This window comes from Streptomyces sp. SDr-06, assembly GCF_003324565.1.
Taxonomy (GTDB): Bacteria; Actinomycetota; Actinomycetes; order Streptomycetales; family Streptomycetaceae; genus Streptomyces.
Genome location: NZ_QOLA01000027.1, coordinates 1 through 25640 on the forward strand (window position 1 = coordinate 1; position 25640 = coordinate 25640).

The window sequence follows — 25640 nt, forward strand, 5'->3', positions numbered from 1 at the left end:
ACCACACCCCCATCGGCGTCTTCCGCTCCGTACAACGCCCCGTCTACGACACCCTGATGGCCGACCAACTCGACACCGCCATCGAACAGAACGGCAAGGGCGACCTCGCCACCCTCCTCACCGGCAAAGACACCTGGACCGTCATCAACGGACGCTTCGGTAGCCGGCAGACATCGGAGAAGACCTCATGACCTACGTCATAGCCCAGCCGTGTGTGGACATCAAGGACAAGGCCTGCATCGAGGAGTGCCCGGTCGACTGCATCTACGAGGGCCTGCGCAAGCTGTACATCCACCCGGACGAGTGCGTCGACTGCGGGGCCTGCGAGCCGGTCTGCCCCGTGGAGGCCATCTTTTACGAGAGCGACCTGCCCGTCTCGCTGCTCGACTACCGCACCGCGGACCGTGAGGTGTTCGTCGAGCTGGGATCGCCCGGCAGCTCGCGCAACCACCCCGTGCTCGCCGCCGACCACGCGGTGGTCGACGCGGAGCCGCTCAGCAGCAACGCCTGAGCGGGCGCCGCCGAGCGCCTGCCGACCCGCGTACTCGTTCTCACCCACGTCTTCGCGACAACCCCCAGGCCGCCCTCGCACGGATCGAGCCCATCATGAGCCCCGCTGCCGTTTCCCTGCCCGTTGTCCTCATCGCCGAGGAACTCTCGCCCGCCACGGTCGTAGCCCTCGGGCCGGACTTCGACGTCCGGCACTGCGACGGCACGGACCGCCCGGCGCTGCTCGCCGCCGTGGCCGACGCCGACGCGCTCCTGGTGCGCAGCGCCACCCGGGTGGACGCCGAACTGCTGGGCGCCGCGCGGCGCCTGCGCGTGGTGGCGCGAGCCGGTGTCGGAGTGGACAACATCGACGTCCCGGCCGCCACGCAGGCCGGAGTACTCGTCGTGAACGCCCCGACCTCCAACATCGTGACGGCCGCCGAACTCACCTGCGGGTTGCTGATCTCCACGGCGCGCAACATCCCGCAGGCCACTGCTTCGCTCAAGAGCGGGGAGTGGGACCGCACCAGATACACCGGTGTCGAGCTCGCCGACAAGACCCTCGGCATCCTCGGGCTCGGCCGCATCGGGCTGCTGGTCGCCGAGCGCATGGCTGCCTTCGGCATGCGGGTCGTCGCCCACGACCCCTATGCCCAGGAGGAGCGTGCGGCACGGGCGGGAGTACGGCTGCTGCCGCTCGGCGAGCTCCTGGAGACGGCCGACTTCCTCACCGTGCACTTGCCCAAGTCCCCCGAAACGATGGGTCTCATCGGGGACGCGGAGCTCGCCCGGATGAAACCCTCGGTACGCATCGTCAACGCGGCGCGGGGCGGCATCGTCGACGAGGAGGCGCTGGCCGCCGCGCTCAAGGACGGGCGGGTCGCGGCGGCCGCGCTGGACGTCTTCGCGGTCGAGCCGTGCACCGACTCGCCGCTGTTCGGCCTCGACAACGTCGTCGTCACCCCGCACCTCGGCGCCTCCACCATCGAGGCGCAGGAGAAGGCGGGCATCGCCGTCGCCGGCTCGGTGCGCCGGGTCCTCGCGGGAGAACTGGTCCCGGAGGCCGTGAACGCCCAGGCCGGTCCCGTCGACGCGGAGGTCTACCCGTATCTGGCCCTCGCCGAGAAGCTGGGCGGCGTGTTCGCCGCGCTGGCCGGGCACGCGATCACAGCCCTCGGCATCGAGGTCGTCGGCGCCCTCGCTCGACACGATGTGAGCGCCCTGGAGCCATTCGCTCTCAAGGGCATGCTCGCCGGCCGCGCGGCGACGGCCGTGTCGGTGGTGAACGCGCCGCTCCTCGCCGCCCGGCAGAACATCACCGTGGACTTCACGAGCGGCCCGAAGGCCCTGGACCGCCGCGACACCCTCACGCTGCGCGGCGTGCTGCCTGACGGCAGGCCGGTGTCGGTCTCGGGCGCTCTGTCGGGCCGCAAGCATGTGCACCGGATCGTGGCCGTCGGCGACTTCGACGTGGACGTGGAACTCGCCGACCGCATGCTGTTCCTCTGGTACGCCGATGCGCCGGGCGCCATCGGGAAGGCTGGACAGATCCTCGGCGACGCGGGCGTCAACATCAAGGCCATGCAGATAGCGCGCTCCGATGCCGGTGAAGCCATGGCAGCGATGACCGTCGACAGCGCGGTGCCCGCGCCGGTCCTGCGCCCGCTCGTCGACGCGCTCGGCGCTCGGGCCGTTCACGTCGGCTCCTCCGTGCCGAAGGGCTGAAGCAGCAGCCGGGGCGCGCGCAGCTCGCGGCTGATCGGGTCCTGGGGCTCCGATGTAGGAGCGCCGGGACCTGGCCGCGTTTCCACGTCCCGTGGCGCGACGGGTATGCCGCACCGAGGGCATTCTCCGTACCAGCCCAACTCCGTTCCGCAGTCGGCATGATGGAATGTATGGATCGGGCGCGTGCCCGGCAGGAATGCGCGACCCCAGAGTCCGAGGGATCGCAGGACCGGCCACAGGGCGCTGCCCCGCTCGGTCACCGTATATTCGTAGCGCGGCGGATTCTGCTGGTACGGGCACTTTTCGAGCAGCCCGGCCTCGGTCAGCGCGCGGAGCCGGATGGCGAGCACGGCACGGGGAATTCCCAGGTGTGCGGCAAAATGGTTGAAGCGCCGTACCCCGTAGAGGGCGTCACGCATCACGAGGAGGGTCCAGCGCTCGCCAATGATCTCCAGGGCGCGGGCGATCTGGCATTCCTGTGCGGCGTAATCGTAATCCTTGCCGAGAGTCATGCCCCAGGGTTTACCCCGTGTATTCCATGGTGGAACGAATTCCCGGGCGGAATACGTTACTTCGCCAAGTCGGCCGGGCCTCCCGCAGGCGCGGGGACCCAGGCCGGATCGGTGTACTCGGCCGACATCACCCGGCAGAAGGTGGCGAACGCGGCGGCCCTACGGGTGAGTTGGACCCCGGCCGGGCGGGCCAGCACCACCGACAGGGGTTGCACCTCGTCCTCGATCCGCCGCACCGCCAGGGTGCGGCCTTCATAGCTGAGGTCCGGAGTGGGGCGCTGGATGAGCAGGGAGTAGCCGACTCCCCGGGCGACGAGACTGCGGACCATCTCGAAGCTCTCCGTGCGGTGCCGGATGGACGGCGTCACCCCGGCCGAGCTCAGCACATCGCTGAAGTACCGCAGGCTGGGCGGCACATCGAGCATGATCATGTCGTGTTCGGCGAGGTCGGTGAGCCGTACGCGGTCATGGGCGGTCAACGGATGGGCAGGTGGCAGCAGTATGTGCGGCTGGGTCGCGTAGAGGGTGTCGAAGTCGATGCCGGTCTGGATGTCGACCCCGTAGAGCACGGCCAGTTCGCAGCCGCCCTCCAGGAGAAGCTGCTGGAGATCGGTCAGGGAGCCCTCGACGAAGTCGAGGGTCACCCGGGGGTGGGCGGCCTGGAACTCCTCCAGGAGGCGCGGCAGCAGGAACGGCGCAAGGGTCGTGAAGCAGCCGATCACCAGGCGCCCGGCCGGGGCCTGCCCGATGTCCCGCATTCCGGTGCGCAGTTCCTCGGCGTGTGCGAGCAGGGCGCGGGCCTGCGGAAGGAGCAGCCGGCCCGCTTCGGTGAGGGTGAGGCCCTTTGCCTTGGACCGGAGCAGAAGTTGAACTCCCAATTGCCGTTCGAGCTGGGAGATCGCCACCGATACGGCGCCCTGGGAAATGTAGAGGCGACGCGCGGCTCCGGTCATGGTGCCGGCCTCGGCGCAGGCCACGAAATGGTGCAGCTGACGCAGGCTCATCCCGTCGGTCATTAATGGATTCTATAACACGCTTCAAGATTATGTTGTTTCCAAGTGGCCCCGCTTGTCCGAGACTTGAGGAACCAAGCCCAGGAGGTTGCGCGATGACACCGACCGATATGGCGGCGAAGTGCCCGGTCCATCACGGTTTCGATCCGCTCGGCGATTCCTACGTGGCAGATCCGTATCCGATCCACACGGCGGTACGGGAAGAGGCTCCGGCGTTCTACGCCGAGGCGATCGACATGTGGGTGATAACCCGGTACGACGACATAGAGGCCGTCCTCAAGGACCCGGGAACCTTTTCCGCGGCGGTCGGCCAGCGTCCGGTCTTTCCCATGTCGGAGGAGGCCCAGCGCATCCTGAAGGACGGATTCCGCGCCTACCCGGTCATGTCGGACTGCGACCCGCCGCGGCACACCCGCATCCGCAAGCACAACATGACCGGCTTCTCTCCGCGCCGCATAGCGACGCTGGAGCCGAAGGTGTGGGCGAAGGCCACCGAGCTCGTTGACGCCATCGAGCCGGGCCGGGTCGACCTGGTGTCGGCACTGACCTATCCGCTGCCCGCCTACATGATCTTCACCTTCATCGGGTTCCCCGACGAGGACATGGACATGCTCAAGAGCTGGTGCGGCAACCGCATCGCGTTCAGCTGGGGGCGGCCGAGCGGCGACGAGCAGCGCGAGATCGCCACCAACATGACGCACTACTGGGAGTACTGCGAGAAGTTCGTGGCCCAGCGCGCGGCCGAGCCGGTCGACGACTTCACCAGTGACCTCGTCCGCATCCATCAGGCCGACCCCGACGCCCTGTCGCTCGCCGACATCACCAACGTCGCCTACGGGCTCAGCTTCGCCGGTCACGAGACCACGACCAGCTTCACCGGAAACGCGATCCGCCAGCTCCTCGCCAACCCCGAGCAGTGGGCGGCGATCTGCCAGGACCGCTCGCTCATCGCCAAGGCGATCGAGGAACTCCTCCGCTTCGACAGCAGCATTCCCGCCTGGCGGCGCATCACCACCCGCGCGGTCGACGTCGGCGGCGTGGAGATCCCCGCCGAGGCCAAGGTGCTGATCCTGCTGGGGGCCGCGAACCGGGACCCGAACCATTTCGAGGACCCCGAGACCTTCGACATACACCGCGGCGACGCCCGCCACCACCTCGCGTTCGGCAAAGGCATCCACTACTGCATCGGCGCCCCGCTGGCTCGCATGGAGGCCCGGATCGCGCTCGACCTGCTCGCCCAGCGGGCCCCGGACATGCGGATGGTCGAGGGCCAGGACTTCGACTTTCCGGCCAATGTCTCGTTCCGCGGTCCCCGCAGGTTGCTGGTCGACTGGCCGCAGTGAGCCGCCGGGTCTGGTCACCGGGGCGATGACGGCAGACTGCCCGTCGCTCCGGTGGCAAGCGGTCATCCAGGCCTGCGCTCGGTGACGAGCAGGGTCTGCAGGACCCGGCCGCAGTCGCCCGTCTCGTCGTACATGAGCCCCGTCGCCAGGCCCGACCCGGCGGGGCTGGCCGCGGTCTCCGAGCGCAGGCACAGCCACTCGCCGACCGGGGCGCGGTGCAGGGCGAGCGTGATGTCGGTGTTGATGACGAGTCCCTCGTGGTGGTCCAGTTCGAAGGCGACGGCCCAGCTGCTGTCGGCCAGGGTGAGCGCCCGGGTCAGCGGAGAGTCCCGCTCTCCGGCGACCAGCGGGATGCGCTGGCGGGCCCAGACGGTGCCCGGGCCGACGGAGTCGAAGCTGTGGCCGTCCGGGAACCGCCACTCCATCGCGGAGACATAGCCGTCCAGATGCGCTCCCGTCATGGTCCGCGCCGCCTGCGGGGCGGGCTTCGGCGGTGCGGGAGGGCTGTGCCGCAGCGAAGGGGTGGCGGCGGGGCTGGCCACCATGCGCCAGGCACGGGCCAACAGCACCGGCTCGCCGTCGGCGGTCAACTCGCCCTCCAGGAGCTCGACCCGGCCGCCGGCGCGCACCGTCCGCACCTCCACGCGCAGATCCGCGACGGGCACCGGGCGAAGCAGCTCCACGGTGACCCGGACGATCCTCGACCCGGCCCGCGCCGCATGTCGTTCCAGGGCCCGTCCCACGAGGGCGGACGGGGGACCGGCGTGCTGGGTCTTGGGACTCCACGGTCCCGCGGTCGCCGACGTGCTCTCGAAGGAGCCGTCGGCGAGCTCGCGGTAGAAGGACGCGGGAAACGCGGGGGCGGCGCAAGCGGGTTCAGTGCTCATGGCGGAAATCTGTAGACCATGCGGCATCGGCCGGGCAAGAGGGCCCCTCCAGTGCCGCCCCGGGATCAGCGCGGCAGCAGACGCACTCGGTGCGACTTCGCCAACTCCCCTGGAGAAAAGGCGACTTGGCCCTGGCGCACCACAGCGGGGGACGGCGGGTGGATCCGTACCGCCACGTACGCACATGGTTGATCCTTCGCCGCACTAGCCGACGGGTGCGAGTGTCCCGGCCGCGTGCTGGGAGCGCTCGAAGGCGATGCCCACGCGGAACAGCACCGACTCGGCGAGGGGCCCGGCGATGAGCTGCATGCCGATGGGCAGTCCGTCGGCGTCCTGGCCGGCGGGCACGGACAGAGCGGGGAAGCCGGTGACGTTGGCGGGCGCCGACAGCCTGACGTAGGCGTCGGTGACCGTCTCGGCGGTTCCGTCCGGCCAGTGCACCAGGGTCTGGCCACGCAACGCGGCCGTCAGGGGCGCGGACGGTGCGGCCATCACGTCGATGTCCTCGAACAGTCGCAGCCAGGCGTTCCTGATCAGTGTCCGGGAACGCTGGGCGCGCAGGTAGTCGAGGGCCGGAACCCTCCTGCCCGCCTCCAGGAGCAGCCGCACATCGGGGCTGTAGAGCCCGGGAGTCCGGCTCAGGGAGTCTTCGTGGACGGCGGATGCCTCGGGTGCCATGAGGCCCCACTGGGTGGCCTCCACCTGGGCGACCAGGGGCAGACGCACCTCCACGGGAGTCGCGCCCAGCTTCTCCAGGCGGGCGACGGCGCCGCGCACGGCCGATTCGACCTGGGGGTCCACACGGTCGAAGTAGTAGTTCACGGGCACCCCGATCCGCAGCCCCCGCAAGCCGTCGTCGGCCGAACGCGGCCGGGCACCGGCGCGTGGCGCCGCGATGCTGGCCCCGTCGCGCGGGTCGTGGCGGGCCAGCGCGTCGAACACCAGGGCCGCGTCCTCGACGGTCCGGGCCAGCGGGCCGACGTGGTCGAGGGACCACGACAGGGGAGCCACCCCGTGCCGCGAGACCAGCCCGTAGGTGGGCTTGAGGCCCACCACGCCGTTGAGTGCGGCCGGCACGCGGATGGAGCCGCCGGTGTCCGTGCCGAGCGCGAACAGGGCCGAGCCGGCCGCCACCGCGACCGCCGAACCCCCGCTGGACCCGCCGGCGATGTGCCGCGCCGCCCAGGGGTTGGCGGTCTGCGGGGTGAGCAGGCCGTAGGCGAACTCGTGGGTGTGCGTCTTGCCGATGAGGACTGCGCCGGCCGCCGAGAGCAGTGCCGCGACCGTGCTGTCCTCGGTGGGCACGCGCCCTTCCCACAGTCGTGAGCCCGCGGTGGTGGTGATGCCCGCCGTGTCGATGAGGTCCTTGAGACCGTAAGGGATGCCGTGCAGGGGGCCGAGGCGGCGGCCGGCCCGGATGTCCCGCTCGGCCTGCGCGGCCGCCGCTCTGGCCCGGTCGGCGACCACAGTGACGTACGCGTTGAGCTGTCCCTCGACCGCGGCGCACCGCTCCAGCACCGAGTCGACGAGTTCGACGGGTGACAACGCGCCGCGAGCGATCGCCTCGGCGGCCGCGGACAGGGTCAGTTCAAAGGGCGGCATGGGTCGACTCCTGCCGCACCGATGGCGACTCGCCCGCGGCGCGGAAGGCGGCCGCGGGGGCGACGCCTTCCAGATCGAGCGTGCGCAGCCGACCGAGAATGCCGCCCAGGCGCTCGGCGAACTCGGCCACCTGGAGCGCGAACGGAGCGGCGGCGGGGCCGGCATCCGCGGCCACGGCCCCTTCCGGTTCCGATGAGCCGGAGCATTCCGAGGACACCATGGGAGGTTCCTTTCCGAGCCGGACAGGGTCAGACGACCAGAAGAGGAGACAGGGTGGCGGAGGAGCGACGAAGAACCCGGCGGCCCCCTACGGGGGATGCGAGGGCCGCCGGGAGAAAGGGACGTTCCGGGGCCGGGCCGCGGAACATCAGGTGCCGGTGAGCCTGCTCAGAGGTCCACGGTCACGCCGTACTTCTCCAGCCAGGCGTTCAGCCAGAGCGGCACCTCCAGGTCGATGCGGGTGATCTGGGTGCTGGCGGTACTGATGCTGCCGTCGAGGCGGCCGTGCACCTTCTCCAGGTCCAGGAGCGGCAGGATCGGCGCGTTACCGCTGCCGATGACCTCGGCGAGCCGGTCCCGGAGCTTCTTCTCGTAGCCCGAGTCCTGGGTGCTGGGGTACGGGGCCTTGACGCGCTTGACGATGGACTCCGGAAGCACGTCGCGGGTCGCGGCGCGCAGCAGGCTCTTCTCGCGGCCGTCGAAGGTCTTCATGGCCCACGGCGCGTTGAACACGTACTCCACCAGCCGGTGGTCGCAGAAGGGGACCCGGACCTCCAGGCCGACCGCCATGCTCATCCGGTCCTTGCGGTCCAGGAGGGTGTTGAGGAAGCGGGTCAGATTGAGGTAACTGATTTCGCGCATGCGCTTCTCAAGGCCGGTCTCGCCCGCGAGAACCGGCACCTCGGCGATGGCGTCGCCATAGCTGGAGCGCCGGTAGCCGGGGATGTCGAGGGTGTTGAGCAGGCTGCCGTCGAACAAGGGGGTGCCGTCGTAGAACGGGCCCGGGGTGGTGGTCAGCCAGGGGAACGTCTCGGCGGTCAGGACCTCGGGGTCGTGGAACCAGCTGTAACCGCCGAAGAGTTCGTCGGCCGACTCGCCGGACAGGGCCACCGTGGACCGCTCGCGCACCGCTTTGAAGAGCAGGTAGAGCGACGGCCACAGGTCGCCGTACCACATGGGCGGCAGGTCGGTGGCGGCGAGCACGGCGGCGCGCACCCCCGGGTCGCTCAGGTCGTCACTGTTGAGCAGGATCTCCTTGTGCTCGGCCGCCACGTGCTCCGCGAGGTCGCGTACGAACGGGGCGTCGGGCGTACTGCGCAGCGGGTCAGGAACGAAGTTCTCGACCGCGCCCACGAAGTCGACGGAGAACGAGCGCACCGGCCCGGCCCCTTCGGCCGCCAGTGCCTTGGCGGCCAGCGCGGTCACCGCCGAGGAGTCGAGACCGCCCGACAGGAGGCTGCACAGCGGCACGTCGGAGATGAGCTGCCGCTGGACGGTGTCCTCCAGGAGGTCCCGCACCGTCTCGATGGTCTTCTCCAGGGAGTCCGTGTGCTCCCTGGCCTCAAGTGCCCAGTAGCGGCGCTTGGTCAGGCCCTCGCGGCGGACCCGCACGGTGTGGCCGGGGCGGACCTCGTGCATGCCGGTGAAGATGGCGTGTTCGGGTGTCTTGACCATGTCGAGGAGTTCCCGCAGGCCGTTGGCGTCAACCCGGCGGGGTATCTCCGGGTTGGCCAGGATGACCTTGGGCTCGGAGCCGAAGAGAACGCCGTCGGCCGTCGGGTAGTAGTAGAGGGGCTTCACGCCCATCCGGTCACGCACCAGGAGGAGTTCCTCGCGGCGTACGTCCCAGATGCCGAAGGCGAACATGCCGTTGAGCTTGTCGACGACGCCCTCACCCCACTCCAGGTAGCCCCGCAGCACGACCTCGGTGTCGCTCCGCGTGCGGAAGCGGTGCCCACGCGACACGAGGTCCGCCCTGAGCTCCCGGTAGTTGTAGACCTCGCCGCTGAAGGTGAGGACCGCGAGGAGACGTCCGTCCTCCTCGGCGGTCATCGGCTGACGGCCGCCTTCGAGGTCGATGACCGACAGGCGACGGTGGCCGATCGCGGCGTGCGAGCTGACCCACACGCCTTCGTCGTCCGGGCCGCGGCAGGCCATCGTCTGAGTCATGGTGTCGACGGTGGCGCGCGCCTGGGTGAGGTCGCGACCGAAATCTATCCAACCCGCAATGCCGCACATGTGTGACGTTCTCCTTAGGTCGACAGGCCGACGATGAGCACCGGGCTTCCGGGCACTCCGCAGTCAGGTACAGGTATGGGGATGGGCCGTTCACAGGGGTCGGCCCGCCGCGGCCGAAGGGGGATGACCGCGGCGGGCCATGCAGGAGAGGGCGGTTCGGGCCCTACGGGGACTCGGGGAACGAGATCTTCCTGGCGTGGTGGAACCAGGCCGCGAACACCATCAGCACGGCGGCACAGCCGCCGAGCGTCATGACGGTCGAGGGGGAGGTGTGGTCGATGACGATGCCGCCCATCAGCGCCCCGATGGAGAAGGTGGCCTGGAACGACGCGGTGAACACGACGGAGGAGGCTTCAGGGGAGTCAGGGGCGGCCTTGGCGAACCAGGTCTGCGAGCAGACCGGCACGGCGCCGTAGGCGATGCCCCAGACGATCAGCAGGGCCACCGCGCCCAGGTCCCACCGGCCGAGCACCGGCAGCAGCAGGGTCACGGAGGCGATCATCGCCGCGGCCGCCGCGAAGGTGGCCCGCGGGTACCGGATCACGGCGGACCCGCCGAGGAAATTGCCGACGATGCCCGCGACTCCGTAGATGAGCAGGTAGACCGTGATGAGTCCGGAGCTCACATGGGTCACCTGCTCCAGGAACGGGGTGACATAGGTGTACGTGCCGAAATGCGCCAGGACGATCAGGAAGGTGAGCACCAGGGCGAACCGTGTGTTGATGCTCCGGAACATGCCGCTGAGCACGTTCAGGCGGGTGGTCTGCACGGCCGGGAGTGGGGGCACCACCAGGAGCAGCATCGCGAACACCGCGATGGTGAAGACACCCATGACGAGGAACGTCGTCCGCCAGCCCGCGATGTCCCCGATGAACGTGCCGAGCGGGACGCCGAGCACCGAGCCGAGAGGCACCGCCGAGAAGATCACCGAGGTGGCCCGGCCCACCTGTTCCGCCGGTACGAGCCGGCCGGCCAGCCCGGCACCGATGGACCAGAACCCGCCGATGGTGATGCCGACCATCACCCGCGAGATCAGGATCATCCAGTAGCTCGACGCCATCGCGGCCAGGAAGTTGGCCAGGGCGAGGATCAGGATGAACGCACCGAGCATCACCCGCCGGTCGATGCGCGCGGTGGCCACGGTCACCACCGGCGCGGAGATCGCGGCGAGGAAACCGGGCATGGTCATCATCAGCCCGGCCATTCCGTCCGAGATGGTGAAGCTGGACCCGATCGACGTCAGCAGACCGATGGGGAGGATTTCGGTGGTGACGATCGCGAAGATCCCCATCATCACCGAGGTCACGGCCAGCCACGAGACCAGAGGGGAGCGGAGGGTCGGTGCCGCTGAGGCTTCGACGGAGGTGGTTGCTGTGGACATGAATCCCGTCCTGTGTTGGGCATCACATGGAGTGTGATCACTAGTCCAGCAGGGACGGCAGCCAGCTTCTGGCAGATTCTCGACACGGACAACAGCCATCCCGGGTGATGTCGCATTCTCGCGATGCACCCGCTGGCGGCCGAAAATTGAACATCTCCGCAGGTCAGAGGCGTATACGTGATGACATGGGGGCACCCCTGGGGCCGCCGGTGCCACCGGCTCGCGCACCTCGATCCGCTGGCGACTTCGCCAAGTCGACGAAGGGGACGGAGCCGGCGCAGACCCTGGACGGGGTGTTCGGAGTCGGGTGGGTGCTGTCGAAATGCTGCCAGCGAGGAGACATGGCAGCTGACACGATCGAGATCTGCTCGGAGGGACGAGCCGCGAACTGAACTGGCTCACGCATGTCGATGCCCCTTCCTCGGCGCTGCGCACCGCATGGCAGGGGAGCACTTCCTGGAAGCCGCCCGGAACTGTCCGGTAGACGCAAGGGGGTGCCGCAGGCGGGGGAGTGCGTGGAGTTGGTTGGCCTCGGCTTGAGGCGCAAGGGCGAACACCTCTGCACTATGGAAGGACTCGTATGGTTGAACACTTGGACGACTCGACCCGGAAGGCGATTCAGGAGAGGGCTACGGGGATGAGCCATGCGGATGCCGTGATCGAGGAATCACGTATCCGCTCTGCGAGGAAGCGGCTGGGGAGCCTCCACTGTTTTGAGTCCTACTGGCAACAGAAGTGCCTGGACTTCCAACTTGCCGAGTGGGAGCGCATCATCCAGCTGCTGAGCGAGGACGGCTTCGGATCTTACTCGCGGGACAAGGACCCTGCCGCAGCGGAACTGGAGCCCGCGGAAGGCTGACAGGCCGAATCCCCCTTTTCGGCTGCTTGCGCGGTCAGCGCGGCGAGGAAGACGTGAGCGAGCTTGGCCAGGGTGATGTGCCGGTACCAGCCGACGTAGCGGCGAACGTCGGAGCGGTCGGGGCCCGGCGCAGGGCCCCGTTCTCCCGACCGCCCCTGACAAGGGTGCTTGATCCACTGCGAGTTGGACGCGTGCCGTTTCCGGACTACGCCGACTCGCCTGCGGTGGACGGCGGCAGACGGTCGAGGAATGCCGCCACCGTTCCCACCGGCTCCCGCCATCCCAGTCGGTGGCTGAGCCGGGTCATCTGCGGCAGCTCGTAGGCGTACCGCGCAGGATCCTCCGTCCCCGCCAGCCAGCGCTCCGTCGGTCCGTCCCACTCCACACGGCCCCCGGCCAGGACGATGACACGGTCGAAGTGCTCGGCACAGAACTCCATGTCGTGGGTGATGGCCACGACGGTCCGGCCACGCGCGGACAGGTCATCGACCACGTTCTCGAGGAGCTGGATCGACCGGTGGTCCTGGCCGGTCGTCGGCTCGTCGAGAACGACGATGGGTGTGTCCATGGCCAGCACCGATGCCAGCGCGATCCGCTTCCGTTCTCCGAAGGACAGGTGGTGGGGGTGGGCGCCCGCAAGATCCGCCAGACCTGTGCGGCGCAGGGCGGCTTCCACCAACTGGGATCTGCGTGCGGGCGGGAAGCCGAGGTTGCGTGGGCCGAAGGCGACTTCCTTGGCCACGGTCGACGCATGGAGTTGGTCGTCCGGGTTCTGGAACACGAAGCCGACCGACGCGGCCAGTTCGGCGATGCTGAGCCCCTCCGTGCTGCGGCCGTCGATCTCGATGCTGCCCGAAGTCGGCCGCTCGATACCGATGAGGTGCCGGGCCAGAGTGCTCTTGCCCGCTCCGTTGGGCCCGATGACGGCCACGCGTTCTCCGGCGGCGATCGACAAGGAGACGCCGTCGAGCGCGGTCGTGCCGTTGGGGTAGCGGAAGACCAGCGACTGGATGCGCAGGGTCATGCGGTGGCGCCTCCTGCCGTGACGATGCTGGTCATCCCGCCGAATCCCTCGGCGGCGCTGTCGAGCGTGACGGGCAGCGGCCGGCCGGTGGGCCACCGGTGGCGTTCCGCGGCACGCCGCGCCGCGATGGTGTAGCGCAGCGGTGCGATGCCCCAGGACTCCAGTTCCTCCCGGGCCAGCACCTCGTCCGGGGTGCCGGTGGCCACCACCCTGCCCTTCTCCAGGACCACCACGCGGTCCGCCTCACGCGCGACGCGCTCCACCCGCTGTTCCGCCAGCAGGACGGTGATGCCCCGCTGCCTGAGCGTGGAGAGGGCGGTGAACACCAAGTCGCATCCGGCGGCGTCGAGTTGGGAGGTGGGTTCGTCCAGGGCCACGACCGCGGGCCGCATGACGAGTACGGAGCCGATGGCCAGAAGCTGCTGCTGGCCCCCTGAGAGCTGGAAGGGGGAGCGGTCGCGCAGGTGGGTGAGGCGGAGCTCGTCCATGACGGCGTTCACCCGCTCGTTCATCTCCGCGCGAGGAACGCCCAGATTCTCCAGGCCGAAGGCCAGTTCTTCCCGCACGGTGAACCGGGCGCCGGAGATCTGGTTGAACGGGTTCTGCATGACGAGTCCGACGTGCGCCGCCAAATGGGCGGTGTCCTCGTTCGCCACGGTCGTTTCATTGACCTGGACCGCTCCGGAGGCGGTTCCGCCGGTGAGGTGGGGAATGGTGCCGCTGATCACTCCAGCCAGAGTGCTCTTGCCCGCGCCGCCGGCCCCGAGTACGACGCACAGTTCTCCGCTCGGCACATCGAGATCGAGATCGCTCAACGCCGGAACGGTGCTCGTGGGATAGGTGAAGGAGAAGTCCTTGATATTGATCATCGCACTACGCCCCATACATTGACGGTGACCGCGCCCGCCGCGCAGAGCATCATGACGGCGCGCGACAGACGTTGCGCCGTGCTGTCGGCCATGGCGACCAGGCTGGTGGGCCGGCCGGTCGCGCCGAAGCCGCGGGTTTCCATGGCCGCCGCGCGTTCGCTCACGTCGGTGAAGGCGCCGAGAACCAGGGGACCGATGAGCGGCACCAGGGCGCGCACCCTGCCGTACAGGCCCTTGATCCGCTGCCCGCGCGCCTGCTGCGCATGCAGGATGCTGGTCGCGCGGCGGTTGAGGGTGGGCACGATCTGCAGCGCGGCGGCCACGATGTACACGATGCTCGGTGAGATGCCCCGCTCGCTCATCGTGCTCATCAGTGAGCCCGGGTGTGTGGTGAGGAGCAGGAGGAAGAATCCGCCCATCATGACGGCGATGTGCAAGGCGGTCTGCACCGCGAATTCGACGCCCTCCGCCTTGAGTTGCAGGGGCCCGAAGTCGGCAATCACGTGGTGCGCCTCGGGGAAGAAGAATCCCTGAATGAGGAACACGGCGACAGCCACTGGAATCCACAGTGCCATGAGCATGAGCGAGAAACGGCGGAGAACTCCGGCGGCAATCGACACTGGTACGAGAACGACGCAGAAAATCAGCAGCGGCCACCAGTAATCGACGACTGCGAAAGCGCAAATGGTCGTCGTGACAGCAAAGGTGAGCTTCGTCAGGGGGTTGAGCCGGTGAATTCTTGATGAAGGGACGGTGCCCATGGTCTCGTGCACCGTTTCACACCGCCCTGGTCAAGTCGGGCCGTTGCGCCAGGGGTCGATGGCGCCGAACGAAGGGGAATCGGTGCATGAATCCCGGTGGCAGCCCTTTCACGATCGCCATCGCGAGCGCCACCGTCAGGGCCTTGTCCAGTGGATCGGCCACGAGCCCCTGCAGGGTGGCCGCTTTGAGCATGCCGTTGCCGAAGGCCTGGAAGGTGGCGATGAGCGCGGACTGCCCGACGGATCCACTGGCGTTGCCGAAGACGAAGGCCGTGATGGGGGCGGAGATGACCCCGGCCACGACGCCTGTGAGCCCGCCCGCCAGGAGGGCCGTGGGCACCCGGCGGAAGAGGCCGATGCGGGCGAACATGCCCGCCGTGAAGCCGATCATGGCTGCTGTCACGGCATAGGGCAAGGCCCCCGGAGTGATCGTCATGCCGACGACGACGCTGGCCAGAGCCCCCGTGGCGGCCCCTGCCGCCGGGCCGGCGAGCATTCCCACCAGCACGGTTCCGATGGAGTCGAGCTGCAGGGGGAGCCCGCTGAAGTAGACGACCTTGCCCATGACGATGTTCACCGTGACCGCCACCGGCAGCAGGGCCACGGTCGTGGTGGGCAGACGGCCGACGGCTCCGGACACGATCAGCATGGCGCCGAGTGTGTAGCCGATGAGCGCGAGGAGCGCTGCCGGGCCGCCCACCCCGTGCTCCGAGGTGGGCCGGGCCACGATCAGGCCGGCGTAGGTGGTGAACACAACGGCGGCGCCCAGCCCTAAGCGCCAACTTTCGGACAGTTTCAACGGACCTGAATGTCCGGAACCAGCCACGCTCGACCTCATTCCCCGCTCGTGAGGCAACACCGGGATTTTCGGTGGCGGACACTAGCAGTCGCTCATCAGTAGATGTCAACACCATTGGTGGGCCCACCTGTTGTGGTCGGCCTCGGAGGACACCACCACAATGGGCGTCAACCGGCAACCTGTTGACAAGCCATCCTGGCTGGTGTGGGATCGCCGTGAACCTAACGATCATGAGGCGTTGCTTTGTCCGAATTGGCTCAAAGTAAAGACTCACGCAAAGACGTGCAGGGGGAAATGGCAGTGGCCAACCACCGTTCTTTCGCGGATTCCTACACCGCCGGACTGCAAGAACTCCTGGATACGGGCAAAAATGTTCCGTCCGTACAGGACCCTCTCTCCAAGGCATCGGACTTCGGGCGCAACGACCGCCCCTACCGCGAACTGATTGCCCATCAGAGCACCATCGACGACCCCACGTCCTGTCTGGCCGTATCCCCGCACCTGCCGGTGAACCTCTCGTACTGCTTCGGGCTGCTCGCCTGGTCGCTCGACGGCCGCAACGACGTGGGCACACCGGCCTACTACCGTCGCGGCGCCCACGAGTACTCGGACGACCAGCACACGCTCAGCGGCGCCTTCGGCCACCGCCTTGTCACCGCCAACGGCAACCAGCTCGCCGAGGTGGTCGGCCGCATCGAACGCGACCCGGCCCACCGCCGCGCGTTCGCCCTGGTCCTCGAACCCGAGGACAACTTCCGTCAGTCCAGGGAATACCCGTGCGCGGTGGGCGTGCATCTGTTCCTGCGCGACGGCGCACTCACCTGGCTCACCGTCATGCGGGCGCAGCAGGCACTCACCGTCCTGCCCTACGACGCCTTCCTCTTCATGGGCATGCAGCAGTACGCCGCGGGCCTGCTGGGCGTTCCCGCAGGCCCGTACATCCACCAGTGCGGCACGTTCCACTTCTACGACAACGAACTGCCCCTCGCCCAGAAGGTGGTGGACGGTCCCGTCCGGGCGGGAACCCTTCCCGCCTTCCCCGCCACGCCCGACGGAGCCCGTGAAACGGCCAGGGAACTCATCGACTTCGAGCTGCGGCTGCGTACCGCCGCCGAGGCCGGCGATGTCGCGACCGTGGACGAGATCGCCGGCACCAAGGCCAACACCGACTTCGCCGATGTCGCCCGCGCCTGCCTGGCCACGCACGCCTATCGCAAGCTCAACGACGCCTCGTCGCTCGTGACCAGCCACGCGACCGACGAGACCGTGGCCCAGCTGATCGCCGCGATCTGATTCCCCGAGAACAGGGAGTCACCAGTGACCCTCACGATCCGCCCGCCCCTGGAGTCCCGCGGCCCCGATCGGGCAGCGGCCCGGAAAGCCCTGGCCGATCGCATAGCCCACAGGCGTGAGCTCTTCGACCGGGCCCCCGACAACGTTTCCCACCCCCACACCGACCGCTACCGCTTCCCGGTCATGGCGGCGCTGGTTCCCGTCGCCACCAGCAGAGGTGGGGAGATCGCCTATCCCGGCGACCCCATGTGCCTCTACGCCGCGCTCTCCCTCACCGTCATGCACTCCGTCGCACGCTTCGAAGCGGGGCTCGCCGACGAACCCTCCCTCGACGACGTGGCTCCCGACTGGGGCCGCTACCCCGACGCCCGCTACCGCCGCGCCGAGGACGGACCCCGGTCCACCCTCATCGCGGACAACCCCACCACGGACGGCCACGTCTTCGACCCGCGCATCTGGGACGACCTCGCCCGCGACGCCTTCATCACCGAAGTACGCGCGCTCCAGCCCAAGGTGCTGCTCCTCAGTTCGGTCTCGGCAGGGCACCGTTACGCGCTGGAGATGGCCGAACTCGCCAAGGAGCACGCGCCGCACTGCGTGGTGGTCATCGGAGGCCGGCACGCCGACGAGACCGTCCGCTACCAGCACGCGACCGCGAGCGTGGACCTGTCCTGGAGCAGCACCGTCCAGGTCATCCAAGACGGACGGGCCCGCCCGGCCGTGGACTTCGTCGTGGCGGGGGACGGATCCCCGCTGCTGGACCTCCTGATGCGTGCCCTCGCCCTCGTCGTCACCCCGGGCTTCGGCCCCACGCGTGTCGAGGACGTACTGGAGGCGCTGCCCCTGGTCGCGGCGCACGAGGACGGCCCCCGCGGTTCCGGGAGCATCGTGGGCCTGACCCGGGAAGGCGCAGTCGTCGTCCCGGTGCGGGGCGAGCGTCTGACCTCGGCCCAACTGCCCTCGCCCTACGAGGCGTTCTCCGTGCGGGCCCGATTCGGCATCTTCACCCGGGCGGGCAGCTCGCCGATCGGCAGCCGCACCGCCCATGTGATGACGCTCGACGCCTGCCCGTTCAAGTGCACCTTCTGCTCCGAGAGCATCCAGGTCTCCCAGCGGCCCACGCGGTTCGCCGTCACCGAGACCGAGCACGTGGCCCGGCGCATCGACCAGCTCATCTCGTGGGGCGCGGAAGCCGCCTTCTTCGACGACCCGGTCTTCTGGGGAGGCAACTGGAAGGCCATCACCGACTTCTGCCACGACCTCGCGGCGGTCCGGGCCGAACGCACCGACGGGACGCCCTTCGAATGGGGCGCGCAGCTGACCGTGGACGTCGTCCTCAACCGGGCCAAGACCGACGAGGTCCACGCGGCACTCGACCTCATGCGCGAGAACGGCTGCACCTACATCTACATCGGCATCGAGAGCATGGCCCAACGCGTGATGCGTCACGTCGGCAAGAACCTCCTGCGCCGCAACCCCGAGGCTTGGGTGAGCAAGGTGCGTGAGGCGCTGGAACTCATCAAGGGCCATGGCATCAGAGTGGGCAGCTCCGTCCTGTTCGGCCTGGACGGGGAGGACAGGGACACCATCGAGGAGACGATCGAGGAGATCGGCCGGCTCATCGACGACGACCTCCTCATCATGGCCAGTCCCAACATCCTCACCTACCACCCCGGCACGGCCATCACGGCGGCGCACGGACAGGACCGGCTCGACTACCACTCGCGCAAGGACAACCGGCCCCCCTACACCTACTTCGAAGAAGCCTACCCAGAGGTCGTCTCGAAGCTCCTCGACGAGGACGACATCTGGTACATCCACGAGGCATCCGAGAAGCGATGGGGCAGTACCCGCAACAGCGCCGCCGAATCGGTGGCTTCGGTCGGCGCGTGAGTGCGCGCCCCACAGGAAGGAACATCGTGAGAGGCAACACGCTGGACGTCGAAGAGCAGACCTACTGGGGCCCGTACTACTCCTACTTCCCGGCTCTCGCGCGCTACATCCCGCTGGGGGAGTACGCCCGCCGGGTCCGCCCCCGGGCCTGTGTGCTCGGCGCCTCGGACGGCAAGTTCGCCCTTCCGCTGCTGCGCGCGGGCTGGGAGGTCGTGGGGGTGGAGACGGACGAACTCTTCCTCGACGGCGGCGAGTTCGATCTCGTCGACGGGCACCACGAGGTGGTGGGCCTGCGTGAGCGGCTGAAGGCCGAGGGCCTCGAAGAGCGCTGCACCATCGTCGAGCAGGACTACATGACCCTGCCCGCCGAGGGCGACTTCCAGCTCGTCATGGGCAGCGGCCTGTGGTCCATGGACCCCAACCGCGCCCACTCCCTGCAGGCCCTCATCCACCATGCGATGGACATGGTCGCGCCCGGCGGCATCTTCTTCGGCGAATACCTGATCGCGATGAACGACGAAGAGCGGCAGTGCGGTTACTACCCGCCGCGCGAGGAGATGGACGCCATCATCGAACGGCCCGGCTGGCAGACCTTCGAGAACGCCGACCTCGGCATCCGGGGCGAGAGCCACCTCGGGTACGAGCAGTGGCACTTCCACCGCTACGCGGCCGCCATCGTGCACCGCATGCCCGGACCGCGCTACGCCACACCTACTCCCTGACACCCATGGCACACCGAAGCAACACGGGGCACCCACACAGGCGCGCGGGTGCCCACCCTGCCGCCGTCGTCACCGACCTCGACAAGACGCTGCTGCGCTCGGACGGGACCGTCGGCGCGCGTACCGTGGCAGCGCTGTCGGCGGTCGCGGAACTCGGCGTGCGGATCGTGTTCGCCACCGCGAGGCCGGCCTGGTCAGCGCGGCAGGTGCTGCGCTCCCTGGAGGGGATCGACGCCGTGCTGCTCTCCTCCAACGGCGCGGTGGCGGGCGGCTTCCAGGACCCGCGCCCGGATCGGGTCCGCGTGATGTCCGCCGTGCAGGCACGCTCGGCGGCCCGGCTGCTTGACCCGCTTCCCTGGGCGGCCGACCGGATCTCCGGGCGCCTGCTCGGACCCGGCTGGCCGCCCGTCCTGGGCAGCGCGGACAGCCGGGCGCGGCAGGTCGAGGACCTGCCCGGCGACGAGGAGGTGCTCTGCCTCATGGCGTACGGCACGCCAACACAGGCCGCTCTGTCGGGCATCGGCGGGAGCGGTCTGCGGTGGACGTCGTCGGACGCCGGCCTCATCGAGGTATCGGCGCCCGGGGCCGACAAGTGCTCCGCCATGTCCTGGTACCTGGCGCGGCAGCGAAGACACTGGGACGACGTGATCGCCTTCGGCGACGCACCCAACGACCTCGACATGCTGGCCGCGGCCGGCACCGGGGTGGCCGTGGCCAACGCGACGCCGCAGGTGCTCGCCGCCGCGACCGAAGTGACAGAGACGCACGACGAGGAAGGCGTGGCCCAGTGGCTGGAAAGAAACCTGCTGTAACCGGCGGAGGCCAGGCCCCCGCCGGAGGGCCGCCGGACAGGATCTGGATCGTCGGCGGCCCCGGGTGCGGCAAGTCGACCCTCGCGGCGCATCTCGCGAAGGCCCGGGGCCTGACCTGCGTATCCCTGGACACGCACTTCTGGGGCCCCGCATGGACGCCGGTGCCCGAAGCCGACTTCGTGGCCGGGGTCGGGGCGGAGCTGCGGGGTGAGCGGTGGGTGGTCGACGGCCAGTTCCCCGCCGCGGTCGACGCGTACGCGGGCACGAGCGACTGCCTGATCTGGGTCGACCCCCCGCTGCATGTGGCGTGGCCGCGACTGCTGCGCCGCACGCTGCGTCGTTGGATCCGCCGGGAGGAGCTGTACGGCGGCACCCGCGAAACCCTGTGGACGGTGATCGGCCCGAGGTCGATCCTCTGGTACGCGCTGAAGGTACGGACACCACAACGGCGCGCCAACGAGGCGCTGTTCACCCGCCTCACCGGTACCGGAATCCGGCTCATCCGATTCCGCGGGACCGATGTACGGTCACTGGTCGGAAGGATCACATGACGAGGCAGTGATGCCGGTGCCGACCCGTTACGCCGTACGAAAGCCTGGAGTTGCCCATGGATGTCCGTCCCTACGATGCCGTCAGCGATCTCCCCGTCCAGGACTGGGACTCGCTCACGCTCGGATCCACCATCTACTCGACGGCCGGCTTCCAAGCCGTCCGCCAGGAGGAGCTCCCCGACGGAGCCCGCGGCCGCCGTTTCATCGCCTACGACGCCGCGGGCGTCGCCACGTCGGGCCTGGAGGCCTACACGTTCGCGGCACCACCGCACGGGCTGTACACCCCGGCGGACCTGCTGCAGGGCCTCATCAGCCAGGAACGCCACACCCATCTCGCCTCCCGGCCGCTGGCCATCGGCGCGGGCTGGTCGGAGTTCCGGGGGCAGTTCGTGCACCGGCCGGAGGCGACGCCGGAGCAGCGAGCCGCGGCCCTGGAGGGCCTGGCCGCCGAGATGCTGGGCTTCGCCAAGGAGGCCGAGGCCTCGGTGCTGGCCTACTACTACCTCCCCCGGGAGGACGCCCTGGACATCGCGCGGGCCCACGGTTGCGACGACACGGTCGTGCTGTACCACGACGTGGAGACGCTGCTGCCGATCGGCCAGTGGCGGGACCTGGACGAGTACTACGCCTGGCTGCCCGCCGGACGGCGCCCGCGTGCCCGCCGCGAAGTGCGCAACTTCAAGGCCAGCGGCCGGACCATCCGCGAGGTCCCGCTGCCGGAGGTCGTCGACACCATCGCGCCCCTGAACAGCGCGCTGATGCGCAAGCACGGCCATGCCTACGGCGTCGAGAAGGCCAGGGAGGTCTACGGCCGGCAGGGCAGGCATCTGGGCGATGTGAGCACCCTGCTGCTGAACGAGGACGAGGGCAGGCCCGTCGGCTTCGCGCTCCGTTACCGGCAGCGGGACATGTTGTGGGCCCGGGTCGCGGGATTCGACTACAGCTTCCCCAACATGGCCGACTACTTCAACCTCGTCTTCTACCACCCCATCGCCCAGGGGGTGGGGCTCTCGACCCGTGCCATCCACCTCGGACTGGGCACCTTCCAGGCCAAACTGGCCCGGGGCGCCCAGCCCAACCCGCTGTACACGGTGCTGGTGGGCGTGGACCAGCCCCTGATGGCGGACGCCGACGCCGTCCGCGGCCGCAACCGGACGGAGGCGGAGGCCTTCGGGGCCGAATACGGGCAGTACGTGGTCGGCGGCCTGAACACGGAGGACTGGCTGCTGTGAGCAAGTGCACGACCGGGTGGTTCCGCTGGTGTGAGAAGGGGGCCTACGCATGGCCGAGGTGAGGCAGACATCGTCCATCGCCGACATCGAGCGGGACGCGTGGGACGCCCTGGTCCCGGCTTCCTGCTTCTACCAGAGCCACGGTTGGCTCAGGGGGCAGGAACGCCCGGACTTCGCGACGGCCCACTACACGGTCGTCGAGGACGGCGGCAGGCTGTCGGCCGCGGCGTGCGCCTACGACTTCCCGCCGCAGAACGCACCGGCCCTGCCCGCGGTGGCGGCAGACCACAGCGTGCTGCGGGTCGGTACGCGCACCGGCTACCACAACGAGTTCCTCGTCTCCGGCGACGGAGAGGCAGCCCGGCAGGCGCTGGCCGAGGCCATACGGGCCGTGGCCGATCAGGCGGCGCGCCTGGGGCACGACGCCCTGCTGTTCGACTTCCTCACCACGGACAGCCTGCGGCTGCTGTCCGGGCTCTTCCCCGTGCGGGCCGAACTGCGCAGCGCCGAGGCGGTGGTGCACAACGACGGCGGCACCTTCGAGACGTACCGGCAGCTCCTGGGCCGCAACGTGCGCAAACGCGACTACGAGGTCCGCAAGTTCGAGAAGGCCGGCCTGCACCTGCGCACCGCGCCGCTCTCCGCCTGCGTGGACGAACTCGCGCCCCTGATCGGGCAGACCATGGACCGGTACGAGGCCTCACTCGACCAGGAGGAGATCCGGACCTTTCTCACCGTCCAGGCCAAGTACCTGGATGACGTGAGCACGGTGTTCCGGTGCGTCGACGACGAGGGCCACCTCGTCGGCGGACACGTGTCGTTCGCGTGGCGGGACATGCTCTATGCGCGGGTGGCGGGTTTCGACTACACCCGGACCCGCAACGCGTACGAGTACTTCAACGCCGTGTACTACGGACCGCTGCGGCACATGGAGCGGCATGGGCAGACCGCCCTGCATCTGGGCCTCTCGGCGGTGGAGGCGAAGGTGCGGCGGGGGGCGAGCCTCCATCCGGTCTGGGCGGCCGTGCTGCCCCTGCCGCTCGTCGAAGGCGCGGGGCTCTCCCGCGATGCCGCGAAGGACCAGGCGCTGGCGGACGCCGTGCGGGCCGAGGCGGACGGTGGGATGGACAGCGCCGAGTGGGACCTGGACGCCGCGGTCACCCCGCTGTAGGCGGTGCGCCGGGTGTGCCCTGCGCCCGGGATCGTGTGGCGAGCGATCCCGTCGGCGAAGGGCATGTCCCGCGTCCGTGCCCGGTCGGGTCAGGTCAGGTCAGCCGGTCACCGGCCACAGCGTCGGGCAGAAGTCGGGGTCGGCGTAGTCCGGCCGGCCTTCCGCAGTCCGGCGGACGAGGGTGTCGTGCTTGTACGGCTGCTGGCGGCCGTTGGAGGCCCGGTAGTCCTGGTAGGTGTTGGACGCGTCCTGAAGGTGCAGCGAGATGGCACGCCGGGGGTTGGGACTGCGGTTCGCGCCGCTGCCGTGGTAGAGGAGGCAGTGGTGGAAGGTCATGTGCCCGCGGGGGATGTGCACCGGGATCCGCTGGGCGGTCGCACCGTTGCGGTCGGCGTCGCCGTTCAGCAGGTATTCACGCGCGACGTCAGTGGGCTCACCGACTGGACGGTCTGCGCCGTGCCGTCGACTCCACCGGTGACTGCCGGGCACCATCGTGATGGTTCCGGTTTCCTCCGTGCAGTCGTGGAACGGAATGAAGGCCGTCAACATGTTGTCGGAGGAACACGTCGGCCAGAAATACTTGTCGAAATGCCAGGAGACGATATTCGAATCCTCGTCGGGAACGGCAGGCTTGTAAATCAGCGTGGCCTGAAATGTGCGTATCTCGGGCGTCTGCGCAAGGCGTGCCGCCACGGCGCCGATCAGCGGTTTCCGCAGAATACGTGAGGTGACTTCTTCCCGATAGTGAATGTAGTCGTTGTTACGTTGGACCGGGCCGTCCGCAGGGGTCCAGTCGGCGATGCGGTCAGGCTGAACCGGTAGCTCGCGACCGCGATGACCTGCATAGAAGCGCTCGCTGGCCGCCGTCAGAGCCTCGGTCTCGGCATCGCTCAGAAGCTTCTTCGACAAATACCACCCATGCTCCGCATAGTGGCGCACGTCCTCGTCGGACGGAAGCAGCTGTATTTCCTCTTCGGTCAGTGCAGAGTATTCCGACACGCCGTCCTCGACTCTCTGATTCGCGACAGGCACAAGATCGCTGTACACGCTAGCGGAGAAAACGATCACATGCTAGAGTCCATCACGATTGATTTTGATGAAGTGGCTGCCGGGGAGGCAGAGTGGCGATTCTGGACAACGAAGTCCGCGTTCTCCTGAAACAGAACAAGAACTTCAGAAACGTATGGGCGGGGGAAACGACCGCTCATTTCGGAACGCAGCTCACCAACTTCCTGCTCCCTCTGGTGGCGGTCACCGCCCTGCACGCGAGCGGCACCGGCGTCGGCCTCATCTCCGCCGTGCAGTTCATACCCATCGTGCTGCTGTCCCTGGTGGCCGGCGTGATCGTGGACCGTTACCCGCCCCGCCGCACCCTGGTGATCACCAGCGTCGCCCGCGGGGCCGCACTCGGCGTGCTCGGCCTGGTGCAGGCCGCCGACGGCCTGACGCTCGGACACATCGTCGCGGCCGCGGCGGTGATCGGCACGGCCAGCGTGTTCTACGAGGTCGCCTACCAGTCCACCATCCCCAAGATCGTCCCCGTGGAATCGATCGCCCCGGCGAACGGACTGCACCAAGCGACCTACTCCGTAAGCCAGTTGGCGGGCCCCTCAGTAGCGGGATTTCTGGTGGGCAAGCTCGGACTGTCGCCCGCCCTCACGGTCACCGCGGCCCTTTTCGTCGGCGCCACGATGAGCGCGGCCCTGCTGCGCGGCGTCGAAGCACCCGGTGTGCCCCGGCAGTCCGCCCTGCGCACGATCGGTTCGGGCCTGCGCTACACCTGGTCCCTGCGCCCCATCAGGGACCTGTGCACCCAGGCGGGCCTGTCGAACCTGCACGAGCAGTGCTTCCTCACGGTGTTCCTCGTCTTCGCCGTCCGGGAGCTCGATCTGAGTGGCACGGTCGTCGGTGCCATCATCGGCATCGGCAGCATCGGGGCGCTGGTCGGTTCCCTGCTCGCGGCACGGCTCGCGGCCCGCTCGACGGTGGGACGCGTCCTCACCGCCGGAGTGATCCTCGCCGCCGTCGGCCTCCTGCTGGTGCCCGTCGCCGTCCAACTGGACATCGCCGTCCCGGTACTTGTCGCCTGCGCTTTCATCGTCAACGGCTTCGGCGTGGCATTGTTCAACGTGTTCGCGGTGAGCCTGCGACAGGCCATCCCGCCGGATCACCAGCTCGGCGCCGTCACCGCCAGCTACCGGCTCGTGGCACTCGGCACCCTGCCCGTAGGTGCGTTCATCGGGGGCGCGCTCTGCGACGCGCTGACCCCCGGCACGGCGATCTGGGTGGTGGGCCTGTCCTACCTGATCGTGTCGTGCTGGCTGCTGTTTTCCCCCCTGCGCTCGGCCACCACCCTTGAGCAGGCCCGCACCTTGGGGGCCCGGGCGGACTCGGACGCACCCGACGCGGAACGGGCCCCCACCACCACCGAGTAGGCCTCCACAGGCCTCCACCCGCTCGCTCC

At 68.9% G+C, this 25640-nt stretch carries 24 protein-coding genes and 1 pseudogene; 13 read left to right on the forward strand and 12 right to left on the reverse strand.

The genetic code is table 11. From position 1 onward, the window contains the following. The 3 genes and pseudogenes from DT019_RS33845 to serA form a co-directional block, all read left to right on the forward strand. Positions 1 to 191 (forward strand): annotated as a pseudogene (locus DT019_RS33845) (hypothetical protein); the annotation flags it as partial. Further along, positions 188 to 511 carry a ferredoxin gene (gene fdxA / locus DT019_RS33850; RefSeq protein WP_114040821.1) on the forward strand — a complete coding sequence of 108 codons (324 nt, stop codon included), beginning with the start codon at positions 188 to 190 and terminating at the stop codon, positions 509 to 511. The pseudogene DT019_RS33845 and the gene fdxA, both read left to right, overlap by 4 nt. 95 nt (positions 512 to 606) lie before the next feature. Further along, positions 607 to 2214 carry a phosphoglycerate dehydrogenase gene (gene serA / locus DT019_RS33855; RefSeq protein WP_114040822.1) on the forward strand — a complete coding sequence of 536 codons (1608 nt, stop codon included), beginning with the start codon at positions 607 to 609 and terminating at the stop codon, positions 2212 to 2214. On the opposite strand, the gene DT019_RS33860 is transcribed toward serA, so the two are convergent. Beyond that, positions 2184 to 2726 carry a winged helix-turn-helix transcriptional regulator gene (locus DT019_RS33860; protein WP_114040823.1) on the reverse strand — a complete coding sequence of 181 codons (543 nt, stop codon included), beginning with the start codon at positions 2724 to 2726 and terminating at the stop codon, positions 2184 to 2186. The two genes, serA and DT019_RS33860, sit on opposite strands and share 31 nt — an antisense overlap. A gap of 56 nt (positions 2727 to 2782) precedes the next feature. Beyond that, positions 2783 to 3742 (reverse strand): LysR family transcriptional regulator, encoded by a 960-nt coding sequence (locus tag DT019_RS33865; RefSeq protein ID WP_223279887.1) that lies wholly within the window; start codon positions 3740 to 3742, stop codon positions 2783 to 2785. Between the two features lie 92 nt (positions 3743 to 3834). Here DT019_RS33865 and DT019_RS33870 point away from each other — a divergent pair, with 92 nt between their 5' ends. Beyond that, entirely contained in the window at positions 3835 to 5082 is a 1248-nt protein-coding gene (locus DT019_RS33870; RefSeq protein WP_114040824.1) for a cytochrome P450, read from the forward strand. A gap of 62 nt (positions 5083 to 5144) precedes the next feature. On the opposite strand, the gene DT019_RS33875 is transcribed toward DT019_RS33870, so the two are convergent. The 5 genes from DT019_RS33875 to DT019_RS33895 form a co-directional block, all read right to left on the reverse strand. Beyond that, on the reverse strand, positions 5145 to 5969 hold the full coding sequence (locus tag DT019_RS33875; RefSeq protein ID WP_114040825.1) for a thioesterase family protein: 825 nt from the start codon (positions 5967 to 5969) through the stop codon (positions 5145 to 5147). Positions 5970 to 6173: 204 nt separating this feature from the next. Beyond that, the gene (locus tag DT019_RS33880) at positions 6174 to 7571 is read right to left on the reverse strand and encodes an amidase (RefSeq protein ID WP_114040826.1); all 1398 of its coding nucleotides are present in this window, start codon (positions 7569 to 7571) and stop codon (positions 6174 to 6176) included. Further along, positions 7558 to 7791 (reverse strand): hypothetical protein, encoded by a 234-nt coding sequence (locus tag DT019_RS33885; protein WP_223279888.1) that lies wholly within the window; start codon positions 7789 to 7791, stop codon positions 7558 to 7560. The genes DT019_RS33880 and DT019_RS33885 overlap by 14 nt, the downstream gene beginning before the upstream one ends. Positions 7792 to 7958: 167 nt before the next feature. Beyond that, positions 7959 to 9809, reverse strand: coding sequence for an asparagine synthase (glutamine-hydrolyzing) (asnB, locus tag DT019_RS33890; RefSeq protein WP_114040827.1), 1851 nt, complete (start codon positions 9807 to 9809; stop codon positions 7959 to 7961). Between the two features lie 163 nt (positions 9810 to 9972). Then, positions 9973 to 11190 (reverse strand): MFS transporter, encoded by a 1218-nt coding sequence (locus tag DT019_RS33895; RefSeq protein ID WP_114040828.1) that lies wholly within the window; start codon positions 11188 to 11190, stop codon positions 9973 to 9975. A gap of 592 nt (positions 11191 to 11782) precedes the next feature. Here DT019_RS33895 and DT019_RS39920 point away from each other — a divergent pair. Next, positions 11783 to 12049, forward strand: coding sequence for a hypothetical protein (locus tag DT019_RS39920; protein WP_189390169.1), 267 nt, complete (start codon positions 11783 to 11785; stop codon positions 12047 to 12049). A gap of 205 nt (positions 12050 to 12254) precedes the next feature. Here the strand turns inward: DT019_RS39920 and DT019_RS33910 are convergent, their stop codons facing one another. Genes DT019_RS33910 through DT019_RS33925 form a run of 4 tightly spaced genes read right to left on the reverse strand, consistent with a single transcriptional unit; the run spans position 12255 to position 15502 of the window. After that, a complete protein-coding gene (locus DT019_RS33910) occupies positions 12255 to 13073 on the reverse strand; it encodes an energy-coupling factor ABC transporter ATP-binding protein (protein WP_114040831.1) in 819 nt (272 codons plus the stop codon). Beyond that, positions 13070 to 13942, reverse strand: coding sequence for an energy-coupling factor ABC transporter ATP-binding protein (locus tag DT019_RS33915; RefSeq protein ID WP_114040832.1), 873 nt, complete (start codon positions 13940 to 13942; stop codon positions 13070 to 13072). The genes DT019_RS33910 and DT019_RS33915 overlap by 4 nt, the downstream gene beginning before the upstream one ends. Next, positions 13939 to 14715, reverse strand: a complete 777-nt coding sequence (locus DT019_RS33920; RefSeq protein WP_114040833.1) for an energy-coupling factor transporter transmembrane component T family protein — start codon at positions 14713 to 14715, stop codon at positions 13939 to 13941. The genes DT019_RS33915 and DT019_RS33920 overlap by 4 nt, the downstream gene beginning before the upstream one ends. 4 nt (positions 14716 to 14719) lie before the next feature. Then, positions 14720 to 15502, reverse strand: a complete 783-nt coding sequence (locus DT019_RS33925) for a hypothetical protein (RefSeq protein ID WP_147267377.1) — start codon at positions 15500 to 15502, stop codon at positions 14720 to 14722. Between the two features lie 294 nt (positions 15503 to 15796). Between DT019_RS33925 and DT019_RS33930 the strand changes: the two genes are divergently transcribed. The 7 genes from DT019_RS33930 to DT019_RS33960 are packed head-to-tail and all read left to right on the forward strand — an operon-like array spanning position 15797 to position 23176. After that, entirely contained in the window at positions 15797 to 16795 is a 999-nt protein-coding gene (locus DT019_RS33930) for a thymidylate synthase (RefSeq protein ID WP_114040835.1), read from the forward strand. Between the two features lie 24 nt (positions 16796 to 16819). Continuing rightward, positions 16820 to 18688, forward strand: coding sequence for a B12-binding domain-containing radical SAM protein (locus DT019_RS33935; protein WP_114040836.1), 1869 nt, complete (start codon positions 16820 to 16822; stop codon positions 18686 to 18688). A 26-nt stretch (positions 18689 to 18714) separates the two neighbouring features. Beyond that, positions 18715 to 19410: a class I SAM-dependent methyltransferase gene (locus tag DT019_RS33940; protein ID WP_114040837.1), complete on the forward strand. Its 696-nt coding sequence runs from the start codon at positions 18715 to 18717 to the stop codon at positions 19408 to 19410. Positions 19411 to 19415: 5 nt separating this feature from the next. Next, positions 19416 to 20222: an HAD family hydrolase gene (locus DT019_RS33945; protein WP_114040838.1), complete on the forward strand. Its 807-nt coding sequence runs from the start codon at positions 19416 to 19418 to the stop codon at positions 20220 to 20222. Continuing rightward, complete coding sequence (locus DT019_RS33950) at positions 20198 to 20773, forward strand: hypothetical protein (RefSeq protein ID WP_147267378.1); 576 nt, start codon at positions 20198 to 20200, stop codon at positions 20771 to 20773. Before DT019_RS33945 ends, DT019_RS33950 begins: the two co-directional genes overlap by 25 nt. Before the next feature lie 56 nt (positions 20774 to 20829). Further along, the gene (locus tag DT019_RS33955; protein ID WP_114040840.1) at positions 20830 to 22005 is read left to right on the forward strand and encodes a peptidogalycan biosysnthesis protein; all 1176 of its coding nucleotides are present in this window, start codon (positions 20830 to 20832) and stop codon (positions 22003 to 22005) included. Positions 22006 to 22054: 49 nt separating this feature from the next. Continuing rightward, a complete protein-coding gene (locus tag DT019_RS33960; protein ID WP_114040841.1) occupies positions 22055 to 23176 on the forward strand; it encodes a hypothetical protein in 1122 nt (373 codons plus the stop codon). 99 nt (positions 23177 to 23275) lie between these two features. On the opposite strand, the gene DT019_RS33965 is transcribed toward DT019_RS33960, so the two are convergent. After that, positions 23276 to 24223 carry a phytanoyl-CoA dioxygenase family protein gene (locus DT019_RS33965; protein WP_223279889.1) on the reverse strand — a complete coding sequence of 316 codons (948 nt, stop codon included), beginning with the start codon at positions 24221 to 24223 and terminating at the stop codon, positions 23276 to 23278. Positions 24224 to 24297: 74 nt separating this feature from the next. Between DT019_RS33965 and DT019_RS33970 the strand changes: the two genes are divergently transcribed. After that, entirely contained in the window at positions 24298 to 25611 is a 1314-nt protein-coding gene (locus tag DT019_RS33970) for an MFS transporter (RefSeq protein ID WP_114040842.1), read from the forward strand. Positions 25612 to 25640 lie beyond the last annotated feature (29 nt).